This window comes from Halorussus limi (genome assembly GCF_023238205.1).
GTDB lineage: Archaea > Halobacteriota > Halobacteria > Halobacteriales > Haladaptataceae > Halorussus > Halorussus limi.
The window spans coordinates 1,157,581-1,174,882 of record NZ_CP096659.1 but is presented as its reverse complement, the minus strand read 5'-3'; the positions used below and the strand labels follow the sequence as shown (position 1 = coordinate 1,174,882).

The 17,302-nt window shown below is 55.8% G+C and carries 14 protein-coding genes; 6 read left to right on the top strand and 8 right to left on the bottom strand.

Features of this window, described 5'->3' with window-relative positions:
• The first annotated feature begins 42 nt into the window (after positions 1-42).
• The 5 genes from M0R89_RS06070 to M0R89_RS06050 all read left to right on the top strand — a co-directional run bounded on the left by M0R89_RS06070 (position 43) and on the right by M0R89_RS06050 (position 6,768).
• Positions 43-303 carry a DUF8139 family protein gene (locus M0R89_RS06070; protein WP_248651666.1) on the top strand — a complete coding sequence of 87 codons (261 nt, stop codon included), beginning with the start codon at positions 43-45 and terminating at the stop codon, positions 301-303.
• Positions 304-524: 221 nt separating this feature from the next.
• On the top strand, positions 525-1,175 hold the full coding sequence (locus M0R89_RS06065) for a hypothetical protein (protein WP_248651665.1): 651 nt from the start codon (positions 525-527) through the stop codon (positions 1,173-1,175).
• A gap of 326 nt (positions 1,176-1,501) precedes the next feature.
• On the top strand, positions 1,502-1,831 hold the full coding sequence (locus tag M0R89_RS06060; RefSeq protein ID WP_248651664.1) for a hypothetical protein: 330 nt from the start codon (positions 1,502-1,504) through the stop codon (positions 1,829-1,831).
• A 169-nt stretch (positions 1,832-2,000) separates the two neighbouring features.
• Complete coding sequence (locus M0R89_RS06055) at positions 2,001-3,626, top strand: LA2681 family HEPN domain-containing protein (protein ID WP_248651663.1); 1,626 nt, start codon at positions 2,001-2,003, stop codon at positions 3,624-3,626.
• Between the two features lie 1,024 nt (positions 3,627-4,650).
• A complete protein-coding gene (locus tag M0R89_RS06050) occupies positions 4,651-6,768 on the top strand; it encodes an Eco57I restriction-modification methylase domain-containing protein (RefSeq protein ID WP_248651662.1) in 2,118 nt (705 codons plus the stop codon).
• Here M0R89_RS06050 and M0R89_RS06045 read toward each other — a convergent pair.
• From M0R89_RS06045 to M0R89_RS06010, 8 genes are all read right to left on the bottom strand, one after another.
• On the bottom strand, positions 6,722-7,891 hold the full coding sequence (locus M0R89_RS06045; protein WP_248651661.1) for a 5-methylcytosine restriction system specificity protein McrC: 1,170 nt from the start codon (positions 7,889-7,891) through the stop codon (positions 6,722-6,724). The two genes, M0R89_RS06050 and M0R89_RS06045, sit on opposite strands and share 47 nt — an antisense overlap.
• Positions 7,892-8,001: 110 nt before the next feature.
• The gene (locus M0R89_RS06040) at positions 8,002-9,174 is read right to left on the bottom strand and encodes an AAA family ATPase (protein WP_256468593.1); all 1,173 of its coding nucleotides are present in this window, start codon (positions 9,172-9,174) and stop codon (positions 8,002-8,004) included.
• A complete protein-coding gene (locus M0R89_RS06035) occupies positions 9,167-9,745 on the bottom strand; it encodes a hypothetical protein (RefSeq protein WP_248651659.1) in 579 nt (192 codons plus the stop codon). Before M0R89_RS06035 ends, M0R89_RS06040 begins: the two co-directional genes overlap by 8 nt.
• Before the next feature lie 61 nt (positions 9,746-9,806).
• The gene (locus M0R89_RS06030) at positions 9,807-10,877 is read right to left on the bottom strand and encodes a DNA adenine methylase (RefSeq protein ID WP_248651658.1); all 1,071 of its coding nucleotides are present in this window, start codon (positions 10,875-10,877) and stop codon (positions 9,807-9,809) included.
• Between the two features lie 388 nt (positions 10,878-11,265).
• Positions 11,266-11,655 carry a ferredoxin Fer gene (gene fer / locus M0R89_RS06025; RefSeq protein ID WP_248651657.1) on the bottom strand — a complete coding sequence of 130 codons (390 nt, stop codon included), beginning with the start codon at positions 11,653-11,655 and terminating at the stop codon, positions 11,266-11,268.
• A gap of 63 nt (positions 11,656-11,718) precedes the next feature.
• On the bottom strand, positions 11,719-12,924 hold the full coding sequence (locus M0R89_RS06020; protein ID WP_248651656.1) for an inorganic phosphate transporter: 1,206 nt from the start codon (positions 12,922-12,924) through the stop codon (positions 11,719-11,721).
• A gap of 77 nt (positions 12,925-13,001) precedes the next feature.
• Entirely contained in the window at positions 13,002-14,249 is a 1,248-nt protein-coding gene (locus M0R89_RS06015; RefSeq protein ID WP_248651655.1) for an inorganic phosphate transporter, read from the bottom strand.
• Between the two features lie 58 nt (positions 14,250-14,307).
• Positions 14,308-15,525: an inorganic phosphate transporter gene (locus M0R89_RS06010; protein ID WP_248651654.1), complete on the bottom strand. Its 1,218-nt coding sequence runs from the start codon at positions 15,523-15,525 to the stop codon at positions 14,308-14,310.
• Between the two features lie 133 nt (positions 15,526-15,658).
• Between M0R89_RS06010 and serA the strand changes: the two genes are divergently transcribed.
• Positions 15,659-17,245 (top strand): phosphoglycerate dehydrogenase, encoded by a 1,587-nt coding sequence (serA, locus tag M0R89_RS06005; RefSeq protein ID WP_248651653.1) that lies wholly within the window; start codon positions 15,659-15,661, stop codon positions 17,243-17,245.
• The last annotated feature ends 57 nt before the right edge of the window (positions 17,246-17,302 follow it).

The window sequence follows — 17,302 nt, the reverse complement described above, 5'->3', positions numbered from 1 at the left end:
TTCACAAAGGACTGATGCAGCTTGGCTGGTCAACACGAACCAATGGAAGATATTCCCCAGCCTGCAAGTGAGCCATACTCTGTTGGAGAAAAAGTACAGATATACATCGAGTCTGCCGATCCAGACTCCAAGTATAATAACATGATTTGTGAGGTCCTTGAAGTCTTCACAGATGACCTTGGTACAGAAACCAAACGGAACACAGATTCATACTCATATATTCTTCTGAACATAGAGTCAGACGAAGATCTCCCAATATCGTTTCGCCATCGGGACTTAGTACCGTTTGATGACAGCCAGTAGAAGACATTACTTTCACCTTCTGTAATCCAACTCCTAAACGTTCGACCAAATCACTCGGAAATGCTGTTATTGGCGGTATGATTAGTGAGCTTCCCAGAATTCGGAATAGAAGTCAGACTTATCCAAGCCCGGATGAATTTGAATGTTCGGGTAGAACGTCTTAGAACCACTTTCACTCGGGTTTGCAGACAATTATGTTAGTGGATGGTGTATAGATCGGTATGGGAGATCTCGCACCAGTCGCCTTCGATATTGAGACGTCAGGACTTCAAGAGGGATCTGTAGTGACTGTTGCAGGATTCTCACACCAACTTCGGAATTGGTTGGTTCTCAACACTCAAAGTCGCCCTGCTGATCGTGGTCTCCTTAGAGATGAGCTGGGTCAGTATACAAACAAATCGACTGAACTCAGAGTCGTTGATAACGAAGAGGTGCTACTACAGACCCTTGCACAATTCGTTGATGAAGCTATTGATGGCGACATGCACTATTTGACGGCCTACAATGGAGAAGTTTGGAAGGGTGGATTTGACCTTCCATTTCTTAGATCTGCATGTCTCCGGAACGATATTCCATGGCCATTCCGCGAAATTCCCTACGCCGACATGATGGATGCGATCAGTCGTTTCGACACAAACGATGTGCGCGACTTGGTAGGAGTTTACGACATGCTCATTGGTGATGTAAGCTATGATCCATTCGACGATAGTAAAGCCGCTGTTACAGCATTTGAGCAGGCAGAATGGGCACCACTGCTCAGGCACAACTTGGCCGATATCGAGCGTACAAGGGAACTCGCCGAGCTCGCCGGAAGATATGTTCCGAGATCCGACTTTTCGATGAAAAACCTTGCACCACCGGATATCCAGTAATCCAACTCATGTTCATAGCGATACACACACCAAGCGAGCAGTTGGTTGATGGCTCCGAGGTAATGGATCCAGAGTCACGTTACACAGATGATGACACTTATCATTGCCTACTCTGTGCTGAGGAGGTAGTATTCGACAGACATGCTGACACCCACCGACAATTCCTTCACACCGATGGGGACCAAGACGACTGCTTCAGCCGAGCACAGACTTCAGTCGTCCATCAAATGGGATGTGAACTCGCAATCAAAACGGCCTGTAATCAGCTGGGGTACAATCGAGATTCCGTTCAAATCGAATCGCAAATCACCAAAGGCAATGGCTCGATGACCGCTGATGTATATATCGAGGAACCGGAACCAGTCGTTTTCGAGATCTACTACCGAAGCAGATTGGCAGCATTATACCGAAAGCTCGATGTTATTCTTGGGACAGGAAAATTCTGTCACGTAGTTTGTGTTGTCCCTGGAAAATACACCCCTGCTCATTCACCAGATGCATTTGACGATGCCCTACAGAAGTATGGTCCTGTAGAGGTTGGCAGATTTGTCCCTGAATTCAACCAGTTGACTGTGGGTACCAGAATAACAAAAGACAAAGTTGAATTGAAACTTCCAAGCAGCGTGCCTGGATCTGCCTATATCCTTGGGGGTTGATTGGATTCTCAAACCAGTTTATCGCCCATGTACGTGTCGCTTCAGAAGGAGAACATCCTCTGATACAGTTCGCAGTCTCTATCGACAGACTGTTTCATCCAAAGTTGTATCTAAAAATAGCGCTTCAATATGCCGAAAGCTCACGTTCACTGCACCGTGAGACTACACCATGCCTGACGTCCCAGATAATCTTCAGGACCTTTCCGAACACATCCACGTGAACCGTGGTATCGAGAATCCAGACGCCGCGTACACTACCCTCGTCAACGCAGACGATGCAGACTGGGCGGAGCTCCACGATGAAACGCGACTACACCTCACCGGCGTGCTGTACAACCTGTCGGAAGACCTGCAACGGCAAGACGGGTTAGATCGCATCATCGAATTGCACACCGAAACGTTCCCCGACACTGACGCCTTGTCACCGGCACACGAAGCGATTCGACACTACCAATTAGCGAACGCGTACTCGCTCCGACACACCGTCACCGGCGACGATACGCAACACACGTTCTTCGAATCTACCGACCTGTTAAACGCGATCGGGCATGCCAGAGCTAGCGTCAGCGACGAATACGACACCGACGTCACACCCACACAACAACTCCAACGGTACACGAATTTCGCCGGGTACCTCGCCAGAACCGGAAGGGTATGCGAAGCACTGCACTGGCATCACAAAGCCGTTGAAATCAATCCGGAACACGGCATGGCGCTCGGCAAACGCGCAATCACGAAACAGTACTACGCTAGCCTGGTACCGTCACAATCGTACGCCGCCCGGATCCTCCACTCAGCGTACACCGATTACGAAGCCGCGTTGCAGAACGCTGACGACGTGTACCCGCAAGCCAAGACACGATTCCGAGCCGGGATGGAGTCTATCGAACAGTTCGCCGACGACCAGTTAACGATCGAAACTGAAGACGAGTACGAGCTCGGTGACGGGAAATTCGACGTCAAGTACCACGAGTGGGTGCTCAACAACCGGTTGTACCTGAACCCGTTGAACGATATCTCAATGCACTCATTCGTCGCGCACGACCCTGTCACACTCCCGGGAATGATCATGCCCGATGGAGAGGAATTTCCGTATCCCGGTGTATTCAACCAGATCAAACAGGAGTTCGTGTCCGCGCGGTACATGTATTATGAAGGGTGGATGAGATCAGTCGGGCATTCCTCTGATAGGAATGTCACGCTGCAAGATACGCTCGATTACTCCGTGTACGGGTACCGAACCGAGCAAATCAAATCCGCGTTCCGAACGGCGTACTCCGTATTCGATAAAATCGCCGTCATCATCAACGAGTACTACGATCTCGGACACGACGACCCGTCATTCCGGTCAGTATGGCACAACCGTGGGCACTACAGTAAGGGGTTAGAAGAACAGTTCGTGGACTCGGATAACTGGGCGTTGAACGCGTTGTTCTGGCTCAGGAAAGATTTCCATGAAGACTCCGGGCAGAACGACGACGAGTCGCCGGTTGTGGTCGCGCATGAACTCCGAGACCTCCGGAATGCGATCGAGCACGACTATCTTAAAGTGTACCGTGATGGGATCGTGTCCGAACCCCCGGACAGAAGTTGGTTGCAAGACACGCAGTACTACCCGGTCGGTGAGAAAGAGTTGCGAGAGGTGACGGTGGAAATGCTGCGATTAGCTCGCGCAGCGCTGCTGTACACGACGTTCGCGTTAGCAGAAGAGGAACGGATGAAGCGAGAAGAAATTGACGGGACTGTCCTGCCGATGGGCGGGAACGCCACGATACCCGATGATGAGAAACGGTGAGTTCGGTGTTACGATCGGGAGAGCGGGCGGGAACGGGCGACAGTGATTCCAGAGTGTTTCGGTGTTACGCGCGTAACACGAATCCTCGAAAAACATGGTGAAAAAGGCAGAATCGCGCTCGCTCCGCTCACGCGAATGCTCGCGGTCAGTTCGTAATATTCAGCGACAAGTCGTTTCAGATGAGAAGATAACTAAAGAATGGGATTTCAACAGATCAAATCTACATCAAGAGATTTGCATGCATTGAAGTATGTAGGGAGACGTCGACGCATGCTGGTCGATCAGCCATGTGAACCAGTTCCCAAAAGAGAGAGTGAATCCCTCGGTGTGGTGGCCGAGGGACGCCTGATCGGACCCGGCGTGGTGGCCGGGTATTCGGGTTAGTGGTATGAGACCTCACCACTGCTTTCCAATAATCCATACCTTTTAGCCGAATCTACGTCTAAGATATTCCAGAGCAGACCCCACGTCACATATGGTAGAAAGCAAAAATCTCCCTCCTGCGGTTGATGCACTCTCCACGTATGTAGCGTCCGCCATCGATCAGGTTGGCGATGGTGAACAGAGTTTCGAGTCGATCGAGCAAGACTGTAAACGAGTTACGCTTCAATCAATAGTTAGCGTTACACACGCTACACAGCAGGGTGTAGATCCCTATACAACATGGATTGACCTCAGAGACGCTGCGCTGTCGAATAAGAAACATGCTCTAAATCCACTCTTCCGTACGGGTTCGATTGACGCTACTAGTTTACCTGTTGAGCAGGTACTTTCTGCTCATACCAACAATTGGGAATCCAAAGAGCCAAACGCATTTGATCCAATCAGCAATGCTCTGGAATCGTTCACTGAGTACCAACCTAATCCCGACGTAGACGAACTGCACTATGAATCAGCTAATGACGATCGAAGAGTCTCTGGGACATATCTCACACCGATTGAGTTAGCAAAACGAGCTGTTAGGCCAGCTACCGAACGGAAGGTCCGAGAACGATGCCAAGAACATAATTGCTGGCCGGGCGGTATGGATGATTTCGAACGTGTTGATGCTGAGGACATAGGAAACGTAGTTTCGTCATTAAGTATTGTGGATCCAGCCTGTGGATCCGGCAGTATGCTACTTGGTGTTCTTGAGGTGCTAGCACCTGTTATTGCAACATCAATCGCGGGGTCTAGTGACCCCGATTCGGATGATCTAACCGAGGCCAACCAGCTCATCGTAGAAAATGCATTTTATGGGGCAGATGCTAACCGGCTCTCCCGAGAAGCTTGTTTGGCGGTTCTCTGGGCTGAAGGCGGTTTTGCCGCCTCGGAACTGGGTCCTAGCCCGGATCGATTCGTCGTCGGAGACTCTCTCCAAGGTTCGGTCAGACAACAACGTCTTTCAAGTATAGAATCTGCCGAAAACGGAACCACCTATCGTGAGCAACTACGTCCTATTAACTGGGGGCAGGAGTTTGATCAGGTCTTCAGTTCGAACGATGGGTTTGATATCGTAGTGACGAATCCACCTTGGGAGCGGGTTAAAGTGCAGACTAGAGAGTTCCTTGCGGCGAGACAGCCAAAGCTTGCAGAGGTTGGCACATCTGCAGAGCGAGGGGATCAAATCGCCGGAGAGCGGTATGAGAGCGTGCAAACCGACCTACAACAGGCACGAGACCAAGCAAAAAAATACGCCGACGAGATCCGGGATTCTGTTGATTACGAATGGACCAACGTGGGAATGCTAAACTTGTATAGTTTGTTCGTCGAACGTTCGTTGCAGATAATTTCAGAGAGCGGCTACTGTGCGTTTATTGTCCCCACAGGGATTGCGACGGACTACTACACCAGTGACTTCTTCGAGCATCTTACGACACAAGGTAAATTGGTCTCCCTGTACGACTTTGAAAACCGAGAGAAACTCTTTGAGGATGTTGACGGACGGACAAGGTTCTCGCTGCTTACGCTCTCAAACGAACCATCGTCAAAAGAGGCTGATTACGTCTTCTTTGCCCATGAGCCATCCGATATCGATGATGAATCTAGACACGTCAAGTTAAGTCCGAATGAGATCGGTCAGTTGAATCCAATAACAAAGACTGCACCTCTTGTTCGTGGACGAAAAGCGCTCGAAATCCTTCAGAAGCAGCACGATATTTCACCGATATTTGTAGGTGAGGAAGGAGACGAAGAAGCGGAGAACACCAATCCGTGGGGCGTCACGTATAAGAGGATGTTCGATATGTCTACAGACTCAGATCAGTTCATCTCAATCAATGAACTTTCAGACGGAACACGAGAGAGAAATGGCGACATCAACATGGGCGATGAGACGTACAAGCGGTTGTATGAGGGTCGTATGGTGGGACAGTACAATCATCGGAAATCTCACGCGAAGGACGCTGACGGCAACCTGTTCCGATCTGGGACGAAAGAGCCCACCAAAGAGACGAACTTATCCAACCCCGATTTCACCGTGAATGCTCGGTATTATCTCCCGTCCGAGTCCGTTGATGCTGCAACTCCAGGTGATTACCCACATGAGTGGTTTATCGGGTTCAAGGATATTACCAGCGCGACGAACTCTCGGACTATGATTGCTTCTGTTCTCCCCCATACAGCGGTGGGCAACAAATTCCCCCTGTTGCTTACTTCTCGTCCCGCCAGAGAGGTGGCATGTTTGCTGACGAATCTCAATTCAATGGCGTACGACTTTGCGTGCCGTCAGAAGATTGGGAATGTCACCCTCAACTGGTATATTGTGAGGCAGACGCCAGTTCTCTCTCCAGAAGTGTATCGAGGGCAAACGATTCGAGGTGAGCCAATGGTAGACTGGATAAGCGAGCGAGTGGCAGAGCTGACATACACCGCCCATGACCTGGATTCGTGGGGTGATGATCTTGGCTTCCAATCAACGCCCTATGATTGGGATTCCGAACGAAGAACGGAACTCCGGGCAGAGCTTGATGGGCTCTTCTTTCACCTCTATGAGCTCACAGAGACTGACGTGAATCATATTATCAATAGTTTCGGAGCACTTCGCCGTCGCGGAGATGGAGAGTTCGAGTACAAGTCACAAGTGCTGGACGTCTATCGATCGCTCTCTGACGAGTTTAGCCGTGAACAATCGAATGAATCTCTGTCTGTATCGACTCGGTGAACCTTTCGATATTCCTGAATTTGAATGAGGAAGGGTCAATTTCGACCAGATGTATCCTAAGAGGATTTCCAGCACCCTGAATGGACCATGGCCCAGTGTATTGGTCTGACACCGAAGGATATACGAGACCGACGTCCTCAATCTCTCGCGCTCTTCCGGCTGCCATTACTTGGTAGACTTCGCTGAGGTCGGGTCGCTTCTCACCCCGGTTGTCTGGTTGGTCCCAGTCGGCTGAAACCACGTATTTCGAATCAAGTAGGAGATCTCCCTGAGAAGTCTGCAAGACGTGGTCGGGATACGCAGTCAGATTTGATGGTGTTGTGGAGACATGAGTCGGAGGTTCAGACGTGAATTTCCAATCTTCGTCACGGGAGATGTAACTTAGACAAGCATCAACAAAATCCTGATACAGATCATGTGTGCTTATCAATACTCCCTGAAGATCCAGCTCGTCACTTCGGAGTGAGGGTCCTTCGTTCCGCCTTAGCCAAATGGCGAGCTCAACTGCCCGTTCAAAACGGCGATATTGGGGTGGGATAAATAATCGATCCAATTGGGCCAAGCTTGGTGGTTGCTTACTAGCTTCTGACAGTCTAGTCTCTAACTCCAGCAATCTGCTTCGTACAGACGGATCAGTCGTGAGATGTGCGTATTCATTGGCGGCCCACCGAAGTACCCTCCCGAGTATTGTATCTACAGATAGTTCATCAGACTCGGAAACCACTTTAGTTGGGTCTTTCAGCACCTGAGGGTACAAGTCTTCGATAACGAGACGTCCTCTTACGGCACCTGCAGTCTCCTTTCTACGGACATATTCTGTCGGAAGGCCATGGCGAAGACCATCTCGTAACTGGTCAGCAAATGCCCCTGCCAGCAGATCGACGAAAGTAGAGACATCTCTTTCACCCGTGGCTGAACTTACTAAGTCAAAGCTCTCTGTCTGAGAGAACGCTAGAATGTCAGCAACACTTCCATGCCAATTGTCCACCTCTTCTGGGAACAAATATTTCGGGACAATCTCTATACTATCACCAGCTACGGTGACCTGTCCCGTGACTCCAAGTGGTCTGATTTCAACACCATTTGGGATTACCGTCACGTCAAAGACGTCGCTTGTTCCCAATCGAGCAGCCCAGTGCTCCTCCGCATAGTCAAATGCTTCAGCTAACTGACTTGGATTACCTCTAATCTGGACTGGGTCGCCGTACTCTTAGACAAGGACCATTGTTCGTCTCAGTCAGATCGCGCAAGGCCATGAAGGACTGTTCGCTGATCAGCGGTGTCCAAATTACGAAGATCCGGTAGTTGAAGTGGACCATCAGCTCCGACCTTGCCCCATTCGGCGGGAATTTCGTCACGATGATATGGGTTATTCATGCCATTAAGAGACTCATCTGCCTTCAGTAGTGTCGCTAGTTGATCCTCACGGGACCGGAAGACTTCACGAAGCTTGGGCAGAATTCGGCTATCCCAAGCCACAGCAAGTTCTTCTATGGCCTCTGTGTCAGAATCTGCCTCTCCGACAGACCACACGTATCCGGGTCCAAGCTGAAAGTCGTCGCCGTATACGCTCCGCAAGAACTGGTTTGTTCGCCAAAGAAGAGCAATAGCGATCTTTTCAGGCGATACAGACTGTGGATCTGGCGATAATTCCACCCCAGTAACAGCGTCAGTTCCGAGATGGTCCGCAAGCGCTGTATAGTCTGGTTCAACGCTCACCTGATCGAAGCGGCGAGCGAGAGCTGAATCTAGAGGTGCCGTTGATCGGTCAAGAGAGTTCATTGATGCAACTAAATACAGGTTCTGAGGGAGATGGAACGGAAATTCGATTGTAAAATCGTCTCCCCACGGATTCTTCACCTCGTCTCCATCGTCAAGCTGTTGGAAAGTAATCCCGACAGTGGATTGTTGTTGATCACCGTCCGTATCAAGACGCTTGTCAGGTTCCATCAGCGTGATGAATTGACCAAATACTTTCGAGACGTTAGCCCGGTTAATTTCGTCAATAAAGATCACGCTGGTATTCCCATTCCGAGCATGTTCTGCCAACGAGAGCAGGATACCAGCACGGGGCTCTAAGCTAACTCCACCATCAGTAGGTTGTGGCCGTAACCCTACGATAAATTCTTCGTGTGTCGTACTTTCGTGAAAGGTAAGCCAAGCTGTTTTCACCTCCCCTGGAAAGTCACGATCATCACCAGAGGGTTCACCAGTCTCAAATGGTGCTTCGATTGAAGAAGAATCGAACACCTTACTGGGTTCTTGTTCTGCCTCTGACCCAGACTCCAGCTCATTCTGGAGCTTGAGCATGAGATCTGTCTTTCCTGTTCCTGGTGGACCATATAACAAGACGTTGTGATTGGATGCTAACCGATCTCGAAGGGTGGTCACACTAATCCTACTCATTGATATTTGATGCATCCTCCAAAGTCACGTCCGTGAATCTAACAATTCCGAAGTTATTACGCTTTCCAGCCGAATCCCACTGATGTGCCAGCTCAGGTGGGAAACGCCTCAATGTTTCTGGCGAGGTATCAGTCGCTGCCCGGGCATGGAAGTTACCAGATGTGTCTTTGACAAAATAGATAATTGGTGGATCAATATCGTAATAATCATCATCGTCCCACGGAATCTCATCTGGGCTCGGAAAACCGTAGTCTGATGACCAGAGTACGTATCGATTTTGGTCCTGATCTGCAATTCGCCATTCGCCACCCCGTCTGTCCAATTTACAGGTGATCTTGATCGGTCCTTCAGACCCGGGGACATCGTCCACGGGTTCAACCCTTAGATTTTTGTCAATTACTTTCTGTCCGCTAGGGGGGAACGGGGATACGTCGAAGAAGTCCGCAATCTCCTCTTTTTTCGAAGGAGGGAGTGTGATGTGCTTGGCAGACCCTCCTCCCTGACCTGCGTACAGCCCGTTCATTGCTGAGTAGTCGGTCCTCGTTAGAAATTTCCAGAGAACCTGATCCACGTGACGTGTGTCCATAAGATGTCAACAATAAGCCTACCAATATAAATTTGGCCGGAGTCGGCTAAGCCAACTCCACCACATACAACGCTTCAGTTAGATCGCCCGATTTCGCTTCTGTGTTGCTTTTGTACCGTTGATGATCAAATGTATGGAGTTCTACAGACCCATGGTTAGTGAGAATATTGTTAAGTTCGTCAGGAGTTATGTGTCCTTCATCGCTGTAACTGAGGAACACGTACTCTGTATCAAGGTTAGATAAGAGACCATCCAACTTCCCACCAGCTCTGCGCTTATGGCAGTAGTCAGAGCTCTTTGGCTTCCAATCCGGTAAGCCGGTTTTCCCAGACACAGATGGGTTCGTTTTCTGTGAGATTGTCTCAGGAAGATGGTAGTACGAGGCATATTGTCGCTTCGTGTACGGTGGGTCAAGATAAACAGCTGGAACTGAAAGATCGGTAGCTAATTTATTCGCGTCCTGTTGGAAGATCTTGTGATCAAGTGGTCCATCAGGAATCTCCGAGGGCGTCAATTCCAACGATTCTTTTGCGCGCTCATACCATGATTTCAGGAACGCACCATAGGTTCCGGCCGTATTAGCAACCTCATTTGTGGCCTGAATAAGATCGTAGATCAAGAGCGCGTGCTCATCATCGCTGATTATCCCGTCGTTGTGCCACTGATGTACCCTCTGCCGAATTGCATCAATCTGCTTCGCGTTTTCGTTCGTGAAATACTGTCTTGGCTCCTCTCGGTCGGCAGTTCCTCCCGGAGAATAGGTAGAGTACACGAAACCAGGAATGCCCTCAACCTGATTCAAGTATGACAACGTCTGTGTATATCCCGAACGCTGTATGAATTGGTTGCTAACTTCACTGACCTCAGGTGCTTCCTCAAGCAGCATCTCAAATGCTGGTTGGGGTGGATTGCAGAGTTGGGCGCGTGCAGAGAGGCAACAGTGGGTGAGTAGGTCATTAGCAACAACGGAATGTCCTGATTGCTTCAAACCTGCTGCAACACTGCCTGTACCGGTAAAAAGATCGCCGATACGAGTAGACTGCCCCACAGTAGAATCGATAACAGAGACGATCTCAGAGACCAGTTTTTGTTTGTGGCCAATGAACCGGATACCCATATTGTTTCGAATACAGCGTAACCATAGTTATCAGTTCTTCGTCCCGCGTCGGTTCCCTCCCACCAGTGCGACCCAGAAGCACACTTCCCCGGAATGGCGGATTGCAGGATAAGAATTACTTCTCCCGTCAGTATTAACTACTATTGCGACAACCCCCTATTCGAAACTACCTGTGTTCTCAATGCGCCCCAGTGCCATCGATGATGTGTTGAATACCCGTGGCTACTAATGCTTCAAACAGTAGTGTGGATATTGGTTCTGCTGAGGCAGTTGCTACTCAGAGAAGTTTGTACGATGCAGAGGCTATCTGGCGGTAAAAACACAGAATCGGGGGTGATTCGATTCTGCTGAACACCGTGTCTGTTTAACGAACGTTTTACGCTGTTGATTAGATGACGCGGTTCTGGAGGTAGTCGAGGTGCTTGGCGTTGTAGACGATCTTGACCTCGTCGGCCGCCGCGCTACCGATGCAGGTCAGGCGGACGTTCTTGTCCTCGACCTCCTCGTCGGAGAGAATCTGCTGCATGTCCATGTCGATTTCGCCCTCTTTGACGATGGCGGCGCAGTTCGCGCAGGCACCGGCGCGGCACGAGAAGGGCCAGTCGTAGCCCTGCGCCTCGGCGGCTTCGAGGATGTACTCGCCTTCCGCGACGTCGAGCGTGCCGTAGTCCTCGTCGCCGAGGTCAGCATCGGCGGCCTGCTCGAAGAGGTCGTCGTCGTCCATGTCCCAGCCCTGGTCGTCCAGCACTTCGTAGTTGAGGTATTCTACGGTTGGCATCAGCACGATGGTTCGGCCGCGACATGGTTAGTAGTTATTGTTTCCCGCCGAGGCACCCCGACGCTACTGATAAATCGGGAAGAACTCGAACAGCAGGAACGACGCCAGCGCCGAGACGCTGGGCGTCAGAATCCAGAGCATGATGACGCGGCCGGTCGAGGCCGGGTCGAACAGGTCCTTCGTCTGGAGTTCGTCGGGGTCCTCCTCGCCGATTTTCTGGACCTCCTCCTCGGGTTCGGCCGTCAGCGCGTCGACCGACATCTTCGAATCGCCGTCGGGGGACTCGTCTCCCTGCTCGCCGTCGCCCCGGACCGCGGCGGCCGCGGCGTCGCGGACGCGGACCGCTCGCGTCGCCCGGCCCCACCCGAGACCGATGATGCACATCGTCGCGCTGACCGCGAGACTGGCCGGAATGCCCAGATACGACAGGAAGGTGATGAGCGACGCCGAGACGACTTCCACGATGAGCGCGGCCAACAGCGGGAGGTCGGTGAGGTCGTTGCCGACGGTGTCGAGAGTCCGGCGCGCGATGGTGAACGCGCCGACCGCGATGGCACCCGCGGCCAGTAGGATGCCCTGGTTGATTCCGATGGCGTCGCTCCCTACGAGGGGCGCGACGGCGTTGGCCACGTTGCTCGCGCCCGCCGAGAACGCCATGTAACAGCCGATGACGACCACGAGGACGCTACTGAATAGTTCGCGGCGATTGGTGTTCGCGCTCGGGACGGGGTAGGGGACCGACCCCACGCGGTTGTACTCCAACATCGGCCCCTCCGACCTGTCGATGCGGAACCACACGTCGAGATACGGGTAGAGGTAGCGCCCGATGACCGCGCAGACCCAGAATGCGACGATGGGCGCGACCAGCCACCACGAGACGATGCCGCCCATGACGCCCCAGTTGATGTCACCGGCCGCGACGCCCAGTCCGGCGATGGCGCCGACGGCGGTCATCGAGGTGGAGGCGGGAACGCCGAACAAGTTCGAGACGAGCAGGGCGAGGCCGACGAAGAACAGCACGCCGACGCTCGCGGGGAGCGTGAACAGGGCCGAAGGCACGATTTCTCCGCCCATCGTCTTCACGACGTTTCGACCGACCGTCCAGCCACCGAGCAGTGCGAAACTCGCCATCAACCCGGCGGCCCCGAGTTTCGAGAGGACCCCGCTTCCGACCGCAGGTCCGAACGCGACGCCGGTCGAGGAACCGCCGATGTTGAAGCCGACGAAGACGGCCACGGCGAGACCGACGAGTAGGAGTGCGCTGATCACACGTGTACGAACACACGACGCCGGTTAAATCGTGTCGGTTCCGTCGATTCTGCGGCGTCGGAGCGTGAGAACGACTCTCACGGCGCGTAGACCGGGAAGGCAGTGAACAGCAGGTAGGAGGCCGTTCCGGAGAGCGACGGCGTGAGAATCCAGAGGAAGACGACGCGGGCGGTCGCCGCCGGGTCGAACAGGTCGCTGGTCGATTCGTCGCTGTCCTCGCCGATGGGGGCCACCTCCTCGATTCCGCCTCCCCCTCCGGACGAACGAGCGGTCTCGCCTACGTCCTCGTCCGACCTCCGCCGACCGGACCCGTTCGCTACCGGTTCGGGAGTCTTCCGGTCGGCGCTCTCGCCGGCGATGGCCGCCTGCGCGACTTCCGTGACGGTCGTGGACCGCGACGCTCGACCCCATCCGAGACCCACGATGCTCATCGTCGCGCTCACGGCGAGACTGGCCGGGATGTCGATGTGCGAGAGGAAGCCGACGAGGCTGGCGCTCACGACTTCCACGACGAGCGCGGCCAACAGCGGGAGGTCGGTGAGGTCGTTGCCGACGGTGTCGAGGGTCCGGCGCGCGATGGTGAACGAACCGACGGCGAGGGCGCCGGCACCGATGGCGACGTACGGGAGCAGTTCGCCGCCGAGCGCGCCCGCGCCGTACAGAGGCGCGACGGCGTTGGCCACGTTGCTCGCGCCCGCCGAGAACGCCATGTAACAGCCGATAGCGACCACGAGACCGTTCCAGAACAGTTCGCTGCGGGTGGTTCCGTCTGCCGGACCGACGGGGACCGACCCGACTGGCGCGTCACGCCAGTCGAGGACCGGCCCCGACGACCGCTCGATTCGGAATCTGGCCGCCAGATGCGGGTAGAGATACCGACCGACGACCGCACACGTCCAGAACGCCAGAATCGGGGACACGAGCCACCACGACACGATTTCGCCTATCTTCTCCCACTTGAGGAAGCCGCCGGCAGCGCCCATTCCCGCGATAGCCCCCACGGCGGTCATCGAGGTGGAGGCGGGGACACCGAACAGGTTCGAGACGAGCAGCGCGAGGCCGACGAAGAACAGCACGACCACGCCCGCGACGAGGTTGAAGTGGCTCGCCGCGACGACTCGACCGCCCAGCGTTCGGATGACCCCTCGACCGAGAGTGGCCCCGCCGAGGAGGGCGAATCCGGACATCAGGGCGGCGGCCGAGACCTTCGATAGTACGTCGCTCCCGACCGCGGGACCGAACGCGACGCCGGTCGAGGAACCGCCGATGTTGAACCCGACGAAGACCGCGACCGCGACGCCGAGGTAGAGGAGTACGCTGGCCATGGGGAAACAGAGAACGAGATGACAGTTAAATCGTGTAGATATATCTTCATGAATGCTCTCACAGAATCGGCACGTACCGAAACACCACGTACGCGACGACGGTCGCGATTCCGGGGACGAGATTCTGGAGGAGGATGACCCGTGCGGTCGTCGCTGGTTGGTAGAGTTCGCCCGCGGACGGGTCGTCGCCAGCGGTCTCGTCCGCGTCCTCGGAGTCGAGGTCGGTGCGCTCGCCGGGCGGGTCGCTCCCTTTACCGGGCACGCCGACGCGCTTTCCGGGAACGCTGGCGCTCTCGCCGGGGACGCCGACGCTCGCGCCCGGAACCTGCGGGGAGTCGGGCACCGGGTCGGCGACCGTGGCGCGACCCCACCCGAGACCGACGACGCTCATCGTGGCGATGACGACGAAACTCGCGGGGATAGAGAGCGCCGACAGCACCGTCACGATGGAGGAACTCACGACCGCGACGACGACCGCCGCCACGAGCGGGAGGTCGGTGAGGTCGTTGCCGACGGTGTCGAGGGTCCGGCGCGCGATGGTGAGCGCGCCGACCGCGGTCGCCCCGGCCGCGAGCAGGACGCCCTGAGTCATCGTAATCGCGCCGTTGCCGACCAGCGGCGCGACGGCGTTGGCCACGTTGCTCGTGCCCGCCGAGAACGCCATGTAACAGCCGATGCCGACCACGAGGAGCGTGCCGCCGAACTCCCGGCGCGTGGTCTCCGGCCCGAGTTCCGGCGTCGGAAGCCCGTCGGACCTGTCGAACGTCACCAGCGGTCCCTCGCTCCGGTCGACGTCGATGTATTCGTCCAAGTCGTCGTACCAGTAGCGACCGACCATCGCGCTGACCCAGAAGCCGACGATGGGCGCAACCAGCCACCAGCCGACGATTTCGAGGACGGCGTCGGTCTTCAGACGCCCGATAGCGAGACCGAGGCCGACTATCGCGCCGACGGCGGTCATCGAGGTGGAGGCGGGGACCCCGAGGACGTTCCCGGCGAACAGCGCGAGACCGATGAAGAGCAGGACGACGACGGCGACGCGCATGGTGAACGGGTCGCCCGCGACGAGTTCCTTGCCGAGGGTGTCCACGACGCGGCGGCCGAGCGTCCATCCACCGAGCAGGAAGAAGAAACTCATCAGCGCGCCCGCGCCGAGTTTCGAGACGGTGCCGCTGCCGACCGCCGGGCCGAACGCGACGCCCGTGTTCGACCCGCCGATGTTGAACCCGACGAAGACCGCGACCGCGACGCCGAGATAGAGGAGTAGACTGGTCACAGCGGGTACGTCGGGGGAAGGCCGGTTAAAACCTCGTCGTCCGGTCTCGACCGCGAGACGGGATTCGAGACGAGTTCTGGCAAAAGACACGGGCGGAGAAAGGGTTATCCCGGCGGCACGAGTGGAGGTAGGCATGAAGGTCCTCGTAACGGACCCCATCGCCGACGCGGGCTTAGAGCGACTTCGCGACGCGGGTCACGAAGTCGAAACCGCCTACGACGTGGAAGGAGACGCGCTTCTGTCTGCTGTCTCGGACGCCAACGGTCTCATCGTTCGCTCGGGAACCGAAGTGACCGAGGAGGTCTTCGAGGCCGCAACCGACCTCGTCATCGTCGGCCGTGCGGGTATCGGCGTAGACAACATCGACATCGAATCGGCGACCGAACACGGCGTCATCGTGGCCAACGCGCCGGAGGGCAACGTCCGGGCCGCGGCCGAACACACCGTCGCGATGATGTTCGCCACCGCGCGGTCCATTCCGCAGGCCCACGTCCGACTCAAGGGCGGCGAGTGGGCCAAGGGCGACTACCTCGGCACCGAACTCAACGGCAAGACCCTCGGCGTCGTGGGTCTGGGCCGAGTCGGGCAAGAGGTCGCCAAGAAACTCGACTCGCTCGGGATGGACCTCGTGGCCTACGACCCCTACATCAGCGAGGACCGCGCCGCCCAACTCGGCGCGGAACTCGTGGACTTGGACGGGTGTCTCGAACGCGCGGACTTCCTCACGGTCCACACGCCGCTGACGCCCGAGACGGAGAACCTCATCTCCGACGAGGAACTCGCTCAACTCGAAGGCGGCTATCTTGTCAACTGCGCTCGCGGCGGCGTCGTGGACGAGGACGCCCTCGCGGCGGCCGTCGAGGAGGGCGTCCTCGCCGGGGCCGCGGTGGACGTGTTCGCCGACGAACCCGTCTCGCCGGACAACCCCCTGCTCGAAGTCGAGGACGCCGTCGTCACGCCCCACCTCGGCGCGAGTACCGAGGCCGCACAGGAGAACGTCGCCACCAGCACCGCCGACCAAGTCGTGGCGGCCTTCGCCGAGGAACCGGTCGTGAACGCGCTCAACGCGCCGTCCATCGACGAGAGCGCGTTCCCCCGCGTCGAACCGTACATCGGTCTCGCCGAGACCGCGGGCAAAATCGCCACCCAACTGCTCGACCAGCGCATCGACTCCATCGAGGTCCACTACGAGGGCGACATCGCTGAAGAGGACGTGGAACTCGTGACCGCCAGCGCCCAGAAGGGCGTGTTCCAACCGCTCGAATGGCAGGTCAACGCGGTCAACGCGCCCCAAATCGCCGAGGAGCGCGGCGTCGAGGTCACCGAGTCCAAGACCCGCCAGACCGAGGACTTCCAGAGCCTCGTGCGCGTGACCGTCTCGGGCGACGACGAGTCCATCAGCGTCGAAGGCACGCTGTTCGCGGGCGACGACCCCCGAATCGTCCGCGTGGACGACTACCGCATCGACGCCATCCCGCACGGCCACATGCTCGTCGCCCGCAACGAGGACGCGCCGGGCGTCATCGGGTTCATCGGCACCGTGTTGGGCGACCACGGGGTCAACATCGCGGGGATGTTCAACGCCCGCGAGACCATCGGCGGCGAGGCGCTGACGGTGTACACGCTGGACGAGCAGGTGCCCGACGACGCGAAGGAGGCGCTGGAGGCCGACGAGCGCATCATCGAGGCGCGCTACATCGAACTGAACGGCGCGGAGTAGGCGCACGCGGACGGAATTCGCTCTTGTCCAGTTTCGGAAACACCACGACCCGCGGTT

Coding starts and splice junctions, on each gene's coding strand:
- M0R89_RS06070 (WP_248651666.1), top strand. CDS start 43: ATGGAAGATATTCCCCAGCCTGCAAGTGAGCCATACTCTGTTGGAGAA.
- M0R89_RS06065 (WP_248651665.1), top strand. CDS start 525: ATGGGAGATCTCGCACCAGTCGCCTTCGATATTGAGACGTCAGGACTT.
- M0R89_RS06060 (WP_248651664.1), top strand. CDS start 1,502: ATGACCGCTGATGTATATATCGAGGAACCGGAACCAGTCGTTTTCGAG.
- M0R89_RS06055 (WP_248651663.1), top strand. CDS start 2,001: ATGCCTGACGTCCCAGATAATCTTCAGGACCTTTCCGAACACATCCAC.
- M0R89_RS06050 (WP_248651662.1), top strand. CDS start 4,651: ATGGATGATTTCGAACGTGTTGATGCTGAGGACATAGGAAACGTAGTT.
- M0R89_RS06040 (WP_256468593.1), bottom strand. CDS start 9,174: ATGAGTAGGATTAGTGTGACCACCCTTCGAGATCGGTTAGCATCCAAT.
- M0R89_RS06030 (WP_248651658.1), bottom strand. CDS start 10,877: ATGGGTATCCGGTTCATTGGCCACAAACAAAAACTGGTCTCTGAGATC.
- fer (WP_248651657.1), bottom strand. CDS start 11,655: ATGCCAACCGTAGAATACCTCAACTACGAAGTGCTGGACGACCAGGGC.
- M0R89_RS06015 (WP_248651655.1), bottom strand. CDS start 14,249: ATGGCCAGCGTACTCCTCTACCTCGGCGTCGCGGTCGCGGTCTTCGTC.
- serA (WP_248651653.1), top strand. CDS start 15,659: ATGAAGGTCCTCGTAACGGACCCCATCGCCGACGCGGGCTTAGAGCGA.